Annotated in this window: 16 protein-coding genes and 1 pseudogene; 9 read left to right on the top strand and 8 right to left on the bottom strand. The window is 65.9% G+C overall.

What is annotated here, in order from left to right:
- Positions 1 to 75 precede the first annotated feature (75 nt).
- The 6 genes from VMT40_RS23440 to VMT40_RS23415 all read right to left on the bottom strand — a co-directional run bounded on the left by VMT40_RS23440 (position 76) and on the right by VMT40_RS23415 (position 5,281).
- Positions 76 to 1,350 carry an RNA polymerase sigma factor gene (locus VMT40_RS23440; RefSeq protein ID WP_326360802.1) on the bottom strand — a complete coding sequence of 425 codons (1,275 nt, stop codon included), beginning with the start codon at positions 1,348 to 1,350 and terminating at the stop codon, positions 76 to 78.
- Positions 1,351 to 1,359: 9 nt separating this feature from the next.
- Positions 1,360 to 1,779: a YciI family protein gene (locus VMT40_RS23435; RefSeq protein ID WP_326310996.1), complete on the bottom strand. Its 420-nt coding sequence runs from the start codon at positions 1,777 to 1,779 to the stop codon at positions 1,360 to 1,362.
- 93 nt (positions 1,780 to 1,872) lie between these two features.
- Entirely contained in the window at positions 1,873 to 2,889 is a 1,017-nt protein-coding gene (locus VMT40_RS23430; protein ID WP_326360801.1) for a zinc-dependent alcohol dehydrogenase family protein, read from the bottom strand.
- A gap of 62 nt (positions 2,890 to 2,951) precedes the next feature.
- A complete protein-coding gene (locus VMT40_RS23425) occupies positions 2,952 to 3,899 on the bottom strand; it encodes a MerR family transcriptional regulator (protein WP_326360799.1) in 948 nt (315 codons plus the stop codon).
- A gap of 39 nt (positions 3,900 to 3,938) precedes the next feature.
- The gene (locus VMT40_RS23420; RefSeq protein ID WP_326360798.1) at positions 3,939 to 4,370 is read right to left on the bottom strand and encodes an Imm63 family immunity protein; all 432 of its coding nucleotides are present in this window, start codon (positions 4,368 to 4,370) and stop codon (positions 3,939 to 3,941) included.
- A 35-nt stretch (positions 4,371 to 4,405) separates the two neighbouring features.
- Positions 4,406 to 5,281: a LysR family transcriptional regulator gene (locus tag VMT40_RS23415; protein WP_326360797.1), complete on the bottom strand. Its 876-nt coding sequence runs from the start codon at positions 5,279 to 5,281 to the stop codon at positions 4,406 to 4,408.
- 124 nt (positions 5,282 to 5,405) lie between these two features.
- Between VMT40_RS23415 and VMT40_RS23410 the strand changes: the two genes are divergently transcribed.
- Genes VMT40_RS23410 through VMT40_RS23390 form a run of 5 tightly spaced genes read left to right on the top strand, consistent with a single transcriptional unit; the run spans position 5,406 to position 10,424 of the window.
- Complete coding sequence (locus tag VMT40_RS23410) at positions 5,406 to 6,854, top strand: form I ribulose bisphosphate carboxylase large subunit (RefSeq protein ID WP_326310993.1); 1,449 nt, start codon at positions 5,406 to 5,408, stop codon at positions 6,852 to 6,854.
- Positions 6,855 to 6,882: 28 nt separating this feature from the next.
- Positions 6,883 to 7,305 (top strand): ribulose bisphosphate carboxylase small subunit, encoded by a 423-nt coding sequence (locus tag VMT40_RS23405; RefSeq protein WP_326360796.1) that lies wholly within the window; start codon positions 6,883 to 6,885, stop codon positions 7,303 to 7,305.
- Positions 7,306 to 7,330: 25 nt separating this feature from the next.
- Entirely contained in the window at positions 7,331 to 8,428 is a 1,098-nt protein-coding gene (locus VMT40_RS23400; RefSeq protein WP_326360795.1) for an AAA family ATPase, read from the top strand.
- Positions 8,429 to 8,444: 16 nt separating this feature from the next.
- Entirely contained in the window at positions 8,445 to 9,521 is a 1,077-nt protein-coding gene (locus VMT40_RS23395) for a class 1 fructose-bisphosphatase (protein WP_326360794.1), read from the top strand.
- A gap of 24 nt (positions 9,522 to 9,545) precedes the next feature.
- Positions 9,546 to 10,424, top strand: coding sequence for a phosphoribulokinase (locus tag VMT40_RS23390; protein ID WP_326310989.1), 879 nt, complete (start codon positions 9,546 to 9,548; stop codon positions 10,422 to 10,424).
- A gap of 65 nt (positions 10,425 to 10,489) precedes the next feature.
- Here VMT40_RS23390 and VMT40_RS23385 read toward each other — a convergent pair whose 3' ends face one another.
- Together VMT40_RS23385 and VMT40_RS23380 are read right to left on the bottom strand one after the other, a co-directional pair.
- Positions 10,490 to 11,077, bottom strand: coding sequence for an HdeD family acid-resistance protein (locus VMT40_RS23385; protein ID WP_326360792.1), 588 nt, complete (start codon positions 11,075 to 11,077; stop codon positions 10,490 to 10,492).
- A 71-nt stretch (positions 11,078 to 11,148) separates the two neighbouring features.
- Positions 11,149 to 11,820 carry a YoaK family protein gene (locus tag VMT40_RS23380; RefSeq protein ID WP_326361730.1) on the bottom strand — a complete coding sequence of 224 codons (672 nt, stop codon included), beginning with the start codon at positions 11,818 to 11,820 and terminating at the stop codon, positions 11,149 to 11,151.
- 186 nt (positions 11,821 to 12,006) lie between these two features.
- Here VMT40_RS23380 and VMT40_RS23375 point away from each other — a divergent pair, with 186 nt between their 5' ends.
- The 4 genes and pseudogenes from VMT40_RS23375 to VMT40_RS39420 form a co-directional block, all read left to right on the top strand.
- A complete protein-coding gene (locus VMT40_RS23375; protein WP_326360791.1) occupies positions 12,007 to 13,173 on the top strand; it encodes a thiolase family protein in 1,167 nt (388 codons plus the stop codon).
- A 359-nt stretch (positions 13,174 to 13,532) separates the two neighbouring features.
- Positions 13,533 to 14,651, top strand: coding sequence for a winged helix DNA-binding domain-containing protein (locus VMT40_RS23370; RefSeq protein ID WP_326360790.1), 1,119 nt, complete (start codon positions 13,533 to 13,535; stop codon positions 14,649 to 14,651).
- 25 nt (positions 14,652 to 14,676) lie between these two features.
- A complete protein-coding gene (locus tag VMT40_RS23365; RefSeq protein WP_326360789.1) occupies positions 14,677 to 15,726 on the top strand; it encodes a pentapeptide repeat-containing protein in 1,050 nt (349 codons plus the stop codon).
- A gap of 90 nt (positions 15,727 to 15,816) precedes the next feature.
- Positions 15,817 to 16,794 (top strand): annotated as a pseudogene (locus VMT40_RS39420) (serine hydrolase domain-containing protein); the annotation flags it as partial.
- Positions 16,795 to 16,990 lie beyond the last annotated feature (196 nt).

Below are 16,990 nucleotides of genomic sequence, written 5' to 3'. Positions count from 1 at the left end.
ATATAGTTGCATGAGGCTAACTAACGAAATGGTGTGATGGCTCACTCACCGGTCACACCGGCCTATTCGCGGGAATCAACCCAGGTCAGCGAGCTTTTTCGCGAGCAGGATGCGCTCGGGTTCGCTTCCGCAGAGTGAGATCGCGCGTTCGAGTTCGGCGCGCGCCTCGTCGCGGCGGCCCAGGCGGAGGAGCAGCTCGCCGCGCACGGTCGGGAGCAGGTGTGAATTGGCCAGGACGGCGGACGTTTTCAGGTCGTCGACGATGGGCAGAGCCGCGTCCGGGCCCTGCGCCATGGAGACCGCGACCGCGCGATTGAGGTCGACGACGGGGGAGGGCGCGAGGCGGCCCAACGCCTCGTAGAGGACCACGATGCGGTCCCAATCGGTGGTGTCGACCGAGGTGGCGACGGCATGACACTCGGCGATCGCGGCCTGCAGTCCGTACGCGCCGAGCCCGCGGCCGACCCGGGAGGCCTGTTCCAAGGCGGCCCGGCCGCGGCGAATCGCCGCCCGATCCCAGTGGCGGCGATTCTGATGCGCCAGCAGAATCGGGTTGCCGTCGGCGTCGGTGCGGGCCGGGAAGCGCGCGGCGGTCAGTTCCAGCAATGCCAGCAGCCCGTGCACCTCGGGTTCGCCGGGAACCAGCCGGGTCAGCACCCGGGCCAGCCGCCGCGCCTCACCGGCGAGGTCGAATCGGATCAAATCGTCGCCGGAGGTGGCGGAGGAGCCCTCGGTGAAGATCACGTACACCACGCTGAGCACCGAACCCAGGCGTTCGCGCCGCTCCTCCACCGAGGGCACGGCGAACGGAACACGCGCTGCCGCAAGGGTTTTCTTCGCCCGGGTGATTCGAGCCTGCACGGTCGCGGTCGGTGTGAGGAACGCCTTGGCGATCTCGTCGCTGGACAGACCGCCCACCACGCGCAGTGTGAGCGCGATCCGTGCCTCCCGCGACAGCACGGGATGGCAGGCGATGAAGATGAGCGCGAGCACATCATCGTCGATCTGGTCGGGATCCCAGGGTGTTTCGGCCGCTTCCGCGGGCGGGCCACCGGCGGCGACCCCGCCCTCGCCCAGCTCCCGGGCGAGGGCGGCGTACCGATCGTCGAGCGCGGCCCGGCGGCGAAAACCATCGATGGCCCGCCGCCGCCCGACCGTGAGCAGCCATCCGGCGGGATTGCGCGGCACGCCTTCCCGCGGCCAGGTCACCAGCGCCTCGGCCAAGGCCTCCTGCGCGAGGTCCTCGGCCAGCGTGAAGTCGCCGGTGTAGCGCGCGAGCGCACCGACGATCCGCGCGGACTCGATGCGCCACACGGCGGCGACGGCCTCACGGCCGGTGGGATCAGCCATGGGAACAACTCACAGCTGCCCGGTGGCCTCGCGCCACGCTCGTTCCCGCTGAATCCACTCGTTGTCCTGCGGGTATTCGTCGATGGTCGTGACCCGCCGGATCTCGGTCTTGAATCCCGCCCCGAACGACGGTGCCCGCCGAGCCCATTCGATTGCCTCTTCCTTGGAGGCCACATTCAGGATGTAGAACCCGCCGAAGAGCTCCTTGGTCTCCCCGTACGGCCCGTCGGTGACCACCGGCGGCTCCGAGGAGTAGTCCACGACCACGCCCTCCTCCGGCGGGGCCAGTCCTTCGGCCGCGACGAGCACTCCGGCTCGGATCATCTCGTCGTTGTACCGCCCCATGATTTCGAGCATCTTCTCGAAGTCGTATCCCGCCATCGCGGCACTGCCCTCGTCGGTGGCCCGCCAGATCAGCATGTACTTCACGATCGTCCTCCTGATTCCGGGTCGCCTTCCGACCCTCTCACCACAAGGTCGAACGGAGGTCACGACGGATCGACACGGGCGCGAAAATTTCGACTAGGGCATCAGAAGAGTTTTGATCGCGCGGCGTTCATCCATGGCCGCGTAGCCCTCCGCGACACGTTCCAGCGGAAGGGTGAGGTCGAAGACCTTGCCGGGGTTGATGTCTCCGTCCAGGACGCGGCCGATGAGGTCGGGGAGGAATCGACGCACCGGGGCGGGACCGCCGCGCAAACCCACGTGGGTACGGAACAGTTCGTCGCCGGAGATCTCCACCCCGTGCGGAACGCCGACGAATCCGACGGTGCCGCCGACCCGGGTGGAGCGGCGGGCCTGGATCATGGATTCGGCCGTGCCCACACATTCGAGCACCGCGTCCGCTCCGACTCCGGAGGTGAGCTCCTTGATTCGGGCGACGCCCTCGTCACCGCGGTCGGTCACGATATCGGTGGCCCCGAAATCGAGCGCCAGCTTCTGCCGGTTCTCATGCCGACTCATGGCGATAATCCGTTCGGCCCCTAGCTCTTTCGCGGCCAGCACCCCGCACAGCCCGACCGCGCCGTCACCCACCACGGCCACCGTCGACCCCGCCCGCACCTCCGCGGCCACCGCCGCATACCACCCGGTTCCCATGACATCCGACAGGGTCAGCAGGCTGGGCACCAGCCCGGCGTCCGGCTGCTCGGGCAGCCCGACCAGTGTGCCGCCCGCCTGGGGAATCCGAATCAGCTCGGCCTGACAGGTGCTCATGAATCCGCCGTGCAGACAAGCGGATTGGATACCGTGTCGACAGTTCGGGCAGGTGTTGTCGCTGTACGCGAACCCGCCCACCACGAACTGCCCGGCCCGCAGCGAGGTGACCGCCGCCCCGACCTCCTCGACGATCCCGACGTACTCGTGCCCGATCGGCCGGGGCTCGGTCACCGGATTGATCCCGCGGTAGTTCCACAGGTCGGACCCGCACACGCAGGTCGCCACGGTGCGAATGATCGCATCGGTCGGCGCCTCGATCCGTGGATCGGGCCGTTCCTCGAAGCGAATATCGAAGGGGGCATGTAAAACAGTGCCTCGCATGAGATCTCCTGTTCGCCGACGAGCGTAAGAAGACACGCCGACCCATGGTAGCCACCGGTTAGCTACGGCAGGGTCACGGGAAAGCGGCGCAACCACTCCAGTACTTGATGGGCGTGGCGATCGGGCGGGAACACGGGATAGAAGACGTGCTCGATCACTCCGTCGCGCACGATCAGGGTCAAGCGTTTGTAGAGGGTCTCACCGACTGCCTCGAACGTCGGGAGTGTGAGGGCGGCCGCCAGGGTCCGATCCGGATCAGAGAGCATCGCGAAGGGGAGGCGGAGTCGCTCGACGACCTCCTGCTGGTAGGCGGTCTCCTGGGAGGACAGGCCAAAGACCGCCGCGGCACCGGCTGCCAGGAGCTCGGTGTGGTGGTCGCGGAAACCGCAGGCTTCGGGGGTGCAGCCGCGAGCGCCGGGGATCTCGTTCCAGCCGGTGGGGATGTCGGCGTCGGGGCGGCCGGTCAACGGGTAGAGGTAAACGACCGTGCGGCCTGCGGGTAGCGCACCGAGATCGACCATGGCACCCGTGGTTGATCGCAGGCGAAGCGGCGGCATGGGCATACCGGGGAGGTGCGCGGCCGCGCCGTCGTCGACCGGGATCGGTAGGTCCGGTGGCAATGTCATCAGCTCTGCGGGCGGGGTGGCGACTCGACTGTTCCGGTAGGCGGCTTCGCGGAGGCGAGTGGTGAGGGCTTGTCGCCGTTCGGTCAAAGCCGCTATGCGGGAGTCGATTTCGTCGATTGCCCGCTGGTACTCCGCCAGCGCGGCCGGGCAGTCGTCGACGTGATCGCTCCCCGTGGCCAGGCAGTCGAGGAACGGCCGGGTTTCCTCGACCGGTATCCCGAGGCGGCTCAGCGTCCTGATCTCGCGGATCAGGCGGACATCGGCGTCGGAGTACTCGCGATAGTTGTTGCCCGAACGCTCGGGCGCGACCAGGCCCATGGCCTCGTAGCGGCGAATCGCCTTCGGGGTGACCCCGGCCAGTTGGGCGACCTGTCCAATCCTCACGCCCAGACGGTAAACCTTGCCCTCGGGGGCAAGGTCAAGTCAGTGGAAGGGGTATTCGGCGAGGATGCCGTTGATATTGCTGAGTGTGCGGGTGCCCCAGTCGGGGTGGACGGCGTGGACCAGCCGGTGCCATTCGGGGAACCAGATGCGGCGCGCGTCGAGGGTGGGTGGGCGGGATTTGTGGCGGTGGACGGTGTCCAGGGCGATTTGTTTCGCCAGGTGGTCGACGATCCAGTAGGCCAGCTCGGCGGGCGAGGTGGTGGGCCAATTGAGGATCTGCTTATTGCGCTCCCACGCCTCGAAGGTCAGGCGTTCGGGGGTGACGCGGAAGAAGGGTTCCGCGAAGTCCAGGTGGCCCATTTCGTCGGCGATCATGGTCGGGACCTGGGCGGCTGGGTGGGGCGCGACCCGGTGGAGGCGGTCGACCCACAGCATGACTTCCTGCTGGATTCGCTCGGGGTCGAATGGCACTGGTCAAGTGTGCCTGAAGATGATCTTGTTCTGTTTCAGACCCCCCGAAATGCGACATTTCCGACACGATCGGGGTCGGTGATGTGGGACAGAAACAGGCGCGCGGCAGGCGTCGGGGTGCGGGTGGTGACGACGTGCCAGGGACGGTTGAGGGGCGTGCCCTCGACGGTCAGCACCTCCAGATGCCCGGCCGCGAGGTCGGCGGCAATGGCGTCGGAGTGGATCAGCGTAATGCCGAGCCCCTCCCGGGCCGCGGCCAAGGCCGCGCCGTGGGTGCCGAGAGTCAGTGTGGGAGGCCGGATTTGGAGCCGATCGAAGAGCGCGAGGGTGGTGTCGCGGGTGCCCGAGCCCTTGCCGCGCAGCAGCCAGGTGGCCTCGCACGGGTCCGGCCACGCCTTGGGCGCACCCACCACGACCAGCTGGCAGGGTCGGCGCGCCCGGGTGACCAGCCCGGTATCGCGCGGCGGCCGCCCCGCCACCACGAGATCGGTTTCGTGATGGGTCAATTCGAGATACAGCACATCCCGCGGCTGGATCGAGAGCCCGAGCTCGATATCGGGAAACCGCTGCCGGAACGAGGCCAGCAGCCGCAGCAGCACGTACTCGCCCGCCGTCGCCACCACCCCGATACGCAACCGACCGGTCTCCGCCTCCCGCACCGCCGCATGCGCCTCCTTCATCAATCCGAGGATGCTGCGGCAGTAGTCGGCATACACCCGCCCCGCCTCGGTGAGTGCGATACCCCGCCCGGATTTGGCGACGAGTTTGGCCCCGAGTTGTTTCTCGATGTGTGCCACCGCCGCCGACGCCGCGGCCTCGGTGATGTGCAACTGCGCGGCGGCACGGCGAATGCTGGAGTGCTTGGCAACGGCGAGAAAGGTTTCCATGCGCACCGCGCTCACCGTACCCATACTCAACGGTAGCAAAACCCGACGAAAAGGTTGAGCGAGAACAGAAACAATCGAATTGTTTGTCGTTAACGGCCCCGTCATCCTGGGAATCGCAAGTGGTCCAACCCGGTTCGCAGGAGGAATGATGGCCGGATCTGACGATGATCAGCGCAGCCGGTGGGATCCGGGTGTCCAGTCGTATGCGTCGATGGGATACTACGCGCCCGACTATCAACCCAAGGACACCGATGTGCTGGCGGTGTTCCGGGTGACGCCCCAGAAAGGCGTGGACCCGGTGGAGGCGTCGGCCGCGGTGGCCGGTGAATCCTCCACCGCGACATGGACGGTCGTCTGGACCGACCGGCTCACCGCGCACAACCGCTACCAGGGCAAGTGCTACCGGGTCGAGGAGGTGCCGGGTCGGCCGGGGGAGTACTTCGCCTATGTCGCCTACGATCTGGATCTGTTCGAGGAGGGCTCGATCACCAATCTCACCTCCTCGGTCATCGGAAATGTCTTCGGCTTCAAGCCATTGCAGGCTTTGCGACTGGAGGACATGCGGATTCCCGTCGCATATGTCAAGACCTTTCAGGGTCCTGCGCACGGAATCGTTATGGAGCGCGAATATCTCAACAAATACGGCCGCCCGCTGCTCGGCGCGACCGTGAAACCCAAATTGGGGCTTTCCGCCCGCAACTACGGTCGCGTGGTGTACGAGGCCTGCAAGGGCGGTCTCGATTTCACCAAGGACGACGAGAACATCAACTCGCAGCCGTTCATGCGCTGGCGTGATCGTTTTCTGTTCGCCATGGAGGGTGTGAACCGCGCGATTGCCGAAACCGGTGAATTGAAGGGCCATTACCTCAATGTCACCGCCGCCGACATGGAGGACATGTACGAGCGTGCCGAGTTCGCCAAGTCGCTGGGCAGCGTGATCATCATGATGGACCTCACGGTCGGCTACACGGCCATGCAGTCCATGGCCAAGTGGGCGCGCCGCAATGGCATGTTGCTGCACCTGCACCGGGCCGGGCATTCCACCTATACGAGGCAGAAGACCCACGGTGTGAGTTTCCGGGTGCTGGCCAAGTGGTGCCGATTGATCGGCGTCGATCACGTGCACGCGGGCACCGTCGTCGGAAAGCTGGAAGGCGACCCGCACACCGTGCGCGGCTTCTACGACACCCTGCGCGACGGTCATGTGCCGATGAATCCGGCGAACGGCATCTTCTTCGACCAGGATTGGGCCAGCCTGCCCGGTGTCATGCCGGTGGCCTCCGGCGGTATTCACGCCGGGCAGATGCATCAGCTCCTCGACCTGTTCGGCGATGACGTGATCCTGCAATTCGGCGGCGGCACCATCGGACATCCCATGGGCATCGCCGCGGGCGCGGAGGCCAACCGCGTCGCGCTCGAGGCGGTCGTGAAGGCGCGCAATGAGGGTCGCGATCTGCTCAAGGAAGGCCCCGACGTACTGCGCAAGGCCGCCGAGATCTGCCGCCCGCTCGATGTCGCGCTCGCGACCTGGGGTGATGTCACCTTCGACTACACCTCCACCGACGCCCCCGACGCCGTCCCCACCGCCACGCGCTGACCGCCCGAGCGAAAGACAGGGAATACCAATGCATTTGCGCCAGGGCACCTTCTCGCACCTGCCCGACCTCGACGACACCGAAATCGCCGCCCAGGTCCGCTACGCACTGCTCAACAACTGGCCGGTGTCCATCGAGTACACCGACGACCCGCACCCGCGCAACAACTACTGGGAGATGTGGGGTCTGCCGCTGTTCGATCTGGATGAACCCGACGGCGTGCTCGCCGAGATCAATGCCTGCCGGGCCACGTTCCCGCGCCACTACATTCGCGTCAACGCCTACGACGCCTCCTACGGGCGTCAGACCACGGCCTTGAGCTTCCTGGTCCAGCGCCCCGAGCACGAGCCCGGCTTCCGACTCGATCGCACCGAATCCTCCGATCGCCGCCAGCGTTACGGCTTCCACGCCTACGCCACCGACGATCGGCCGGGCGAAAGGTATGGCAGCTGAACGCGTTTCGGAACGGGAGGATATCGTGAGCACGGAACGCCCCGCGGTTCCGGGCGACCGGCAGCCTGCAGCCGGTCGCCCGGCGGGCGGGTTCCAGATGCATCGACCCGGGGTCACGAGCCCCGCACCGGTGCGTGGTACGGCCGTCGATGGTCCTCCCCGACCGGAGGATTCGGCGGCCGACCACCTCGGTCCGCTACCCGACGACGCGCTGTTGGATCTGTCGACCGATATCGCGGGCAAGGACGTCGAGGACACTCTCGCCCGTCTGGACGCCGAACTAGTCGGCCTAGCGAATGTCAAACGGCGTGTCCGGGAAATCGCGGCCCTGCTGTTGATCGATCGCGCCCGTCAGCGCTTCGGGCTCCAGGCTACCCGCCCGACCATGCATATGAGCTTCACCGGCGGTCCGGGAACCGGAAAGACCACGGTCGCGCTGCGCATGGCCGAGATGCTGCACGCGCTCGGCTATATCCGTAAACCCAAGGTGCACACCGTCACCCGCGATGATCTGGTCGGTCAGTTCATCGGTCACACCGCGCCCAAAACCAAGGAAGCACTCGCCAAGGCCGCCGGGGGAGTGCTGTTCATCGACGAGGCCTACTACCTGTTCCGCCCCGAGAACGAGCGCGATTACGGGCAGGAGGTCATCGAAATCCTCCTCCAGGAAATGGAGAACGAGCGCACCAGCCTCGTGGTGATCTTCGCCGGGTATCCGGATCGGATGGAGACGTTCTTCTCCGCCAATCCGGGCCTGTCCTCCCGTGTCGCGCACCATATCGAGTTCCCCGACTACACCCACGAGGAACTCATGGCCATTGCCGAACTGATGGTGCGCCAGGAGAATTTCCGTTTCGATCCCGCTGCCGCCGAGGCGTTTTCGCGCTATCTCGCGCTGCGCATGGCGCGGCCGCGCTTCGCCAATGCGCGCAGTGTGCGCAATGCCCTCGACCGGTGTCGGTTGCGTCAGGCCAAGCGCCTGGTCGAACTGCACCGACCGGTCGGTCGTGAGGATCTGATCACCCTGACGGACAGCGATGTCCTCGGCAGCAGTGTGTTCGCGGACGCCCCCAACGGCTCTGCGGACTCGAACGGGTCCGCCGACGAGGGGGCCTCTCCATGACCGATTGAGAGTGATTGTGCCCGAAGGACTGAAGACCCTCACCCGCTACACCATCGAGTCCGAGCACCGGCATCCCGGCTCCTCCGGTGAGTTCTCGGCGCTGCTGAACGTGGTCGCCACCGCGACCAAAATCATCGGCAATCAAGTGACCCGGGGAGCGATCGTCGGCTCCCTGGGCGCTTCCGATGCCGAGAATCTGCCGGTCACCGTGCACCGCAAGATGGATGCCATCGCCAATGACATCATGGTGGCCGAATCGCAGTGGACCGGGCCGCTCTCGGCGCTGGTCTCCGAGCAGATGCGCGAATGCCATCCGGTGCCCAGTGAATATCGGCGCGGGAAGTATCTGCTGGCCTTCGATCCGCTCGACGGGTCCAGCAATATCGATGTGAATCTGCCCGTCGGAACGATTTTCAGTGTGTTGCGGGCCCCGGAGGACGGGCGCGAAGCCACCGGGGAGGACTTCCTCCAACCGGGCGTGCGGCAGGTGTGCGCGGGCTTCACGCTGTACGGGCCCGCCACCATGCTGGTGCTGACCGTCGGCGATGGCGTGGACGGGTTCACCCTCGATCGCGAGGTCGGCGCGTTCGTGCTCACCCATCCGCGCATGCGAATCCCGGACGACACTTCGGGTTTCGCCATCAATGCCGCCAATGAGCGGTTCTGGGAGCGGCCGGTGCGGCGCTATGTCCACGAGTGCCTCGAGGGCGTGGACGGGCCGCGCGGGCGGGATTTCAATATGCGCTGGGTCGCCTCGCTGGTGGCCGACACCTTCCACATCCTCACTCGCGGCGGGCTGTACATGTACCCGCGCGACACCCGGAATCCGGATCGCCCGGGCCGGGTGTCGTTGCTGTACGGGGCCAATCCGATCGCGTTCATCGTCGAGCAGGCCGGGGGTGCGGCCACCACCGGGCACGAGCGGGTGCTGGACGTGGTGCCCGAGGAGCTGCATCAGCGGATCCCGTTCATCTTCGGGTCCCGCAATGAGGTCGAGCGGATCGAGCGGTATCACCGCGAGCCGGAGGAGGGGCCGAGTTTCGATGCCTCCCTGTTCGGCTCGCGCTCGCTGTTCCGGTCGTCCCGCCACTGAGTGTCCGGCAATCGAGGAGGTGCCATGTCGGTCAAACATCCCGTGGTCGCGATCACCGGGTCGTCCGGTGCGGGGACGACCAGCGTCACGCGAACCTTCCAGGAGATCTTCCGCCGCGAGGGAATCAATGCGGCCATTGTGGAAGGGGATTCGTTCCACCGCTTCGATCGCAACGAGATGAAACTGGCCATGGTCGAAGCCGAACAGCAGCGCAATCTCACCTTCTCGCATTTCGGGCCGGAGGCGAATCTGCTCGGCGAGTTGGAGACGCTGTTCCGCGAGTACGGGGAGACGGGCGTGGGCGCGGTGCGGCGTTATCTGCACGATGACGACGAGGCCAAACCGTTCGGGCAGCCCGCGGGCACGTTCACGCCGTGGGAGGAGCTCGCGCCGGGCAGCGATCTACTGTTCTACGAGGGGCTGCACGGTGCGGCGGTGCACGAGGACATCGATGTGGCCCGGTATGCCGATCTACTGGTGGGCGTGGTGCCGATCATCAATCTGGAGTGGATTCAGAAGGTCCACCGCGACAAGACCGAACGCGGGTACTCCAGCGAGGCGATCATCGATACGATTCTGCGGCGCATGCCCGACTATGTGAAGCACATCTGCCCGCAGTTCTCTCGGACCTATGTGAATTTCCAGCGGGTGCCGACGGTGGATACGTCCAATCCCTTTACCGCCCGGACCATTCCGACCGCCGACGAGAGTTTCGTGGTGATCCGCTTCGCGGATCCGAAGGTCATCGACTTCCCGTATCTGCTGTCCATGCTGCACGATTCGTTCATGTCGCGGCCCAACAGCATTGTGGTGCCGGGCGGGAAGATGGACCTGGCCATGCAGTTGATCTTCACGCCGTTGATCCTGCGGCTGATGGACAAGCGGCCTAAGCGGTTACGCTGAAAGAGACTGTCGCACAATAGGAAACGGCGGCCGCCCGGGTAGGGCGACCGCCGTACGGTGCTGGGTCAGAGGCCCGCGGGCACATCCTTGGCGCGACTCTTCACCTGGAAGGCCGTGATCACCTCGAACAGGCCGATGGCGATCAGCCAGCAGCCGACCACCAGGACCAGCGCGGTGATGGAGCGGAAGGGCTCCACGATCAGCAGACCGCCGCCGACGATGAGCAGCACACCGAACAGGACCTGCCAACCCCGGCCCGGCAGCGCGAGATCGGACATCGCGGCCACCAGGGTCGCGGTGCCGCGGAAGATCCAGGTGATGCCGATCCACAGGGCCAACAGGCCGATGGCCTGGAACTCATTGCGGAAGCAGAAGAAACCCAGAATGAAGGACAGGATCGCGGTAATGAACGACAGCACCCGCATCCAGGTGCTGATGTGCAGACCGAAGGCCGCGATCAGCTGGAACAGACCCGACACGACCAGGTAGATGCCGAACAGGACACCGGCGACGACCAGGGTGGGTCCGGGCCACACCAGCACCAGGATGCCCAGCACCACCGAGAGCAGACCGGTGACCAGGATCGACTGCCACGCACTGCGGGCCAGTGCTTGGACCGGCCCCTCGTAAACTCCCTCTTTGCTGGTTGTCATGGTCGTCAGAATATGACCAGATAGGACGAATTTCGCTCAATTAGCTATGTGTTGCGCGGCTGTGACATATCTCAGTCCTCGTCGGCGGAGATTCGCATATTCCGCCGCACCCAGCGAATATCGGCGCGCCAGGTGTAGGTGGCCACGATCAGCGAGCCGAGGAAGGCCGCGTTGAGCATGTAATAGCCGTCGATCACCAGGGATACGAGACCGCCGATGAGCGCGCCGAGCGCGAACGAAAAATATTGCGTCGCATAGCCGAGCCAGTTGCGGGCATCGCCGTCACCGGCAATGTGCCGTTCCAGGCCCTGCGCGAATTTCACCAGTGTGCCGGTCACGTAACTGACCGGGATGGACACCTCGCCGTTCTTCACGAACGAGGTGTTCAGCGCGCCCATGCCGAAGGCCACGAAAAGGATCGGGGCCAGGCCGATTCCGCGCTCGTCCATGAAGGTGTCGACCACGGCGGCGGCCAGCAGCGCGCCCGTGGTGAGCATGGTCGCGCCGTGCGGATGGTTGGTCCACCAGTGGCGGCGGCAGATCGAGGCCACGAAGACCCCGGCCACGAAGCAAACAATGATGGCTGCCGCACCGGCGGCGAGAACGTGATCGCCGGAGAAATTGCCCAGGACCGCGCGTTCGGTATTGCCGGTCATGAAGGTGACGAAGTAGCCCGCGGAATGGGTGTACGCGGCCGCGCCGATGAATCCCGCCAAGGCCGACAGCACCGCGGACAACCGCATGTCGAGGTCCCAGAAGGGTTCGGGGTCGCGCTTGCGTGTCGAAGTCACAGTTAAAGGCTAGCAACCCAATCACGCCGTCCGGGAGGCGAAAAACCGCGTGGCTGTTGGCGCGCCCGGCGGTGCGGTACAGTGCATATGTTAACCGGAATTCACATCCGGCTTGTCCAGTGGGAACAAGGAGAAGTCATGACCTCCGCCGTCATCGTCGACGCCGTCCGCACCCCCTCCGGAAAGGGGAAAATCGGTGGCGGCCTGTCGGAAGTCCATCCGGCGACACTGCTCTCGGGCGTGCTGGGGAGCCTGATCGAGCGGACCGGAATCGATCCCGCGCTCGTCGATGATGTGATCGGCGGTTGCGTCACGCAGAGCGGCGAGCAGGCGTTCAATATCTCGCGCACGGCGGTGCTGGCGGCCGGATTTCCGGAGGCGGTACCCGCCACGACCGTGGATCGACAGTGCGGATCCTCACAGCAGGCCGCGCATTTCGCCGCGCAGGGCGTGATCGCCGGGGCCTACGACATCGCCATCGCGTGCGGTGTGGAGTCCATGTCACGGGTGCCGATGTTCTCCAACGCTCAGGGCAAGGACGCCAATCGTGGGCCGATCGCGCACCGGTACCCGGACGGGCTTGTGCAGCAGGGCATTTCGGCCGAGGTGATCGCGGCGCGGTGGAAGTTCGACCGCGCGGCCCTGGACGAATTCGCGGCCCGCTCGCACCAATTGGCCGCCGCCACGGCCGCATCCGGCGGCTTCGACAACGAACTCGTCGCCGCGGGCACCCTGACCGCCGATGAGACGATTCGCCCCAGCACCACCGTCGAGGGGCTGGCCGGACTGAAGCCCGCGTTCGTGGATGCCGAATTCAAGGCCCGGTTCCCGGAAATCGAATGGTCCATCACCCCGGGCAACTCCTCCCCGCTGACCGACGGTGCGTCCGCGGCCCTGATCATGAGTGAGGAGAAGGCCTCCCAACTCGGCCTGAAGCCCCGCGCCCACTTCCACTCCTTCGCGGTCACCGGCGACGACCCGCTGCTCATGCTGACCGCGGTCATCCCCGCCACCCGCAAGGTCCTGGCCCGGGCGGGACTGTCCATCAACGACATCGACGTCTACGAGGTGAACGAGGCCTTCGCCCCCGTGCCCCTGGTCTGGGCCCACGAACTCGGCGCCGACCCCGCCAAACTCAACCCCCGCGGCGGCGCGATCGCCCTCGGCCACCCCCTCGGCGCCTCCGGCACCCGCATCCTCACGACCATGCTCAACCACCTCGAACAAACCGGCGGCCGCTACGGCCTCATGACCATGTGCGAGGCAGGCGGCCTCGCCAACGCCACCCTCATCGAACGCCTCTGAGGGTTTGCCGCGCGCGGGCCAATTCCTGCACGAACCAGCTCCAAACGACGGTTCCCGTCGGTTCCGCTGCCCAGTCCAGGGATTCGCTCGACGCACGGCTTGGCTGGCGGCTGGCTCGGACTGCGCCACGCAGGGTGCGGCGCAGTCCGAGCCCGTCCAGCCGTATTCAGGGCCTATAGGCGACCGCATCCTGACCACCACGGGTGGAGGGGGTCGGATGCCGTCCGCTATCGCCGAGCGATTGTGCGGAGTGCAGGTGACCTCGGCGACCTGCGGGAGCTCCTCGCGGGCTGACCGGGGCGGTGTCGGGGCTCGGCCGTAGGCTGTGGCCAGCGGTTATTGCAAGGGCAGGAGGCGTGGTGCGGGTTTCGTGGGATCAGGTGTTCGGCTGGCGGGTGCGGCGGCAGTTCGTGGATCCGCGGACCAGGTTGGATGCCGTTGGTGTCGCCGAGCGGTTGTGTGGGGTGCAGGCGCAGGTGACCTCGGCGGCGGAAACCGCTGTGGCGCTACGGCGTTCGGTGGGGAAGCCCGGGGCGGTGGTCGAGGCGCTGGGTACGGGTGCGTTGATCAAGACGTGGGCCATGCGGGGGACGCTGCATGCGCTGCCGCCGGAGTTGGGGGCGGCGGCGCTGTCGCTGATGGGGTCGGCGCGGACGTGGGAGAAACCGGCGTGGACCAAGGCTTCCGGGGCGACGCCGGAGGATGTGGCCGCACTGGTGAAGGCGGTCGGGGAAATTCTCGACGGTCGGGTGCTGACGCGGGATGAACTGGTGGGGGAGTTGGTCTCCGAACCGCGCTTTCAGCCGTTGGAGACACATCTGCGTTCCGGGTGGGGTTCCATGCTCAAGCCGCTGGCCTGGCAAGGTGCCCTCTGCTACGGCGAGAGCCGCGGCACCGCAGTCACATTCGGCAACCCCGCCCACCTGATCCCCGATTGGCAGGGCATCCCGGACCCTGACCTCGCCGCCCCGCTCGTGATCCGCGCCTACCTCGGCGCATACGGCCCCTCCACACCGGAGACCTTCAACAACTGGCTGACCCGCGGTTTCCTCAGCAAACCGACTGTGCGCCGCTGGTTCTCCGAATTGAGTTCGGAGCTCACCGAAATCGAGGTGGAAGGCCGAACCGGCTATTTCCTCACCGAACACCTCGACGAATTGGCCGCCACCAAGCCCAATTCCGAGGTTCATCTGCTCGGCCAATTCGATCAGTACGTCCTCGGCCCAGGCACCGCCGACCCGATCCTCCTCCCCGCCGACCACCGCGCCAAGGTCAGCCGCACCGCCGGGTGGATCTCGCCCCTGGTTCTGGTCGGCGGCCGCATCGCCGGAACCTGGGACATCGACAAGACCGACCTGGTCGTCTCCATGTTCGACGGCGCCCGCGTGCCGACCGCAGAAATCACCGCCGAACTCCCACGCATCGCCAAGGCCACCGCCCAACCGATCACCGGAGTGCGCCCGGCCGAAGGCCAATAAATCACTCGGCGTCACAACACTTTTGGTGGATCATCATCGCGTGAAAGCAAACCGGGGGGCGGTTGGCGCGCGGCGTCGGCCGAATCGAATCACATCGCTACGTCAACCGAATACGAGTCGCACGCGACTGCGCCGAATCACACACGCCTGGGTCAGCTGGGGAGGCTGGACCAGGCTGGCGTCGATCACCACGACCATCGCGGCTGTCACTGCACTGTGGTTCACAAGCCAATCACTGCACGCCACCAATGACCAGTACAGCCTCGCCAGGCAGACCGCCCTCACCGAACGCTTCTCGAAGGCCGTTGAGCAACTGGGTAATCCAGGACTGGACATCCGGCTGGGCGGCATCTATTCACTGGAGCGCCTGACGAAAGATTCGCCGCAGGATCGAGCGTCGATCTTCGAGGTGCTCAGCGCCTTCGTCCGGACCCATTCTCCGGACAATGCGGACTGCGGCAAGGTCGACGGCCCCGACCTTCCGGTCGACATCCAATCGGTGCTGACCGTGATCGGGCGACGCACCGCAGGCGGCCCGGAATCCATCGACCTGAGGCACGCGTGTCTGTCGAAAGCCGACCTGTCCCATGCAAATTTGCAGCGGACCAACCTTACCGGCGCGAATCTCACGCGGGCGCAACTCGACAAGGCGAACCTCAACCACGCGGAGCTATCCGAGGCAATGCTGCCCTTTGCCTCGTTGTGCGATGCGGATTTGACACAGGCATTGCTCAGCTCCGCGCATCTGAAGGACGCCGACTTCTCCGGCGCAACAATGGTCGACACCCAGCTACCGTTCGCGGACCTTCAGGGAGCACACTTCATGGGTGCCGATCTGACGGACGCCATGCTCCACAGCGCTGATCTGCGAGATGCTCACTTCGCGGCCACGCCTGGCACCGTGGCCACCGCCGGGGCCGATATGAAGCCGCACATGGCCAGTGCGACCGAGTTGCGCGTGTTCGATGCGAAACTGACGCGGACCGATGTTGGGGACGCGAAGGTCGATGCTGGTACTCGGTGGCCAGACGGATACGTGCCGCGGCTTCAAGAGATCAATAGTGACGGGCCATAAGCACCGGCGGTGATATCCGGGTGGATTCTCAGGGACGGTCTCAGGGGTTGTCCGGATGTCCGGGGCAGTGGCCGTCCCTACCGTCTAGATATGCGAATCGTGCCGACGGTGACAGTGCTGGCGCTTCTGGGCGCGGCGGGGTGTGCGAGCGTGTCGACGGAGGGGCCGCGGACGGTGTCGACGACGCCAATGGCGGTGTCGGCCAAGCGGGTTGACAAGGTTCGGGCCGATATCGATGGGATGGTGCGAGACGGGATGCCCGGTGTGGTCGCCACTCTCACCGAGAATGGGCAGACGGTGACGCTGACGGCCGGGGTTGCCGACCGCGCGAAGGGGACACCGATTCCCATGGCCCCGCCGCAGCAGGTTCGGGTCGGCAGTATCTCCAAAACCTTTGCGGCGACGATCATTATGCAACTGGTCTCGGAGGGGAAGATCCGACTCGATGAATCTGTCGACACTTATCTGCCGGGGTTGCTGACCGGCGATGGCGTGGACGGCCGGGCAATCACGGTGCGCCAGATTCTCGAACACCGCAGCGGACTACCCGAAATGTCGAACGAACCCGAGGTCGACGAGGTCCAAGCCGTCGCGAACGGCCGCACCTTCACCCCGGCCCAGGAGATCGCCCTCGCACTCCGCAAGCCCGCCCAGTTCGCGCCGGGGCAGCGGTTCAAGTACACCAACACCAACTTCATAGTCGCCGGAATGCTGGTCGAGAAGGTCACCGGCAGAACCTATTCCGACGAACTGACCGGCCGAATCACCACCCCGAATCACCTCACCGACACCTACCTCCCCGGCCCGGGCGAGACCGGATTCCGGGGCCCGCACCTGCAGGGCTATATGACGGTAGACGGCGCACCCACCGACGTCACCCGCTCCGAGCCATCGATCGCCTGGTCCGCGGGCGGCCTCATCTCCACCGGCAACGATCTCAACAATTTCTACCTGACCCTCCTCGCCGGAAAGATCCTCGCCGACGCACAGTTACGCGACATGCTCGCGACACAGCCCCGCGCGGACGGCACAGGACTCGACTACGGTCTCGGCATCGGCGCGGCCCAACTCTCCTGCGGCACAGAGTTCTTCGGCCACTCCGGAGAAATCACCGGTTACATCACCATCTCCGGTGCGACCCGAGACTCCCGGGGGGGTAACCATCGCCATGAACGACTCCTCGTCGAAGGAACCCAACTGGCTCGCCCTGCTGAGCGACGCTCTCTGCCCGTAGTCGATTCCCCTTGCGCAGAACCGTCCGGAT

It is taken from the genome of Nocardia sp. CDC160 (assembly GCF_035818795.1).
Taxonomy (GTDB): domain Bacteria; phylum Actinomycetota; class Actinomycetes; order Mycobacteriales; family Mycobacteriaceae; genus Nocardia.
This window is presented reverse-complemented; position numbering and strand designations above follow the sequence as displayed.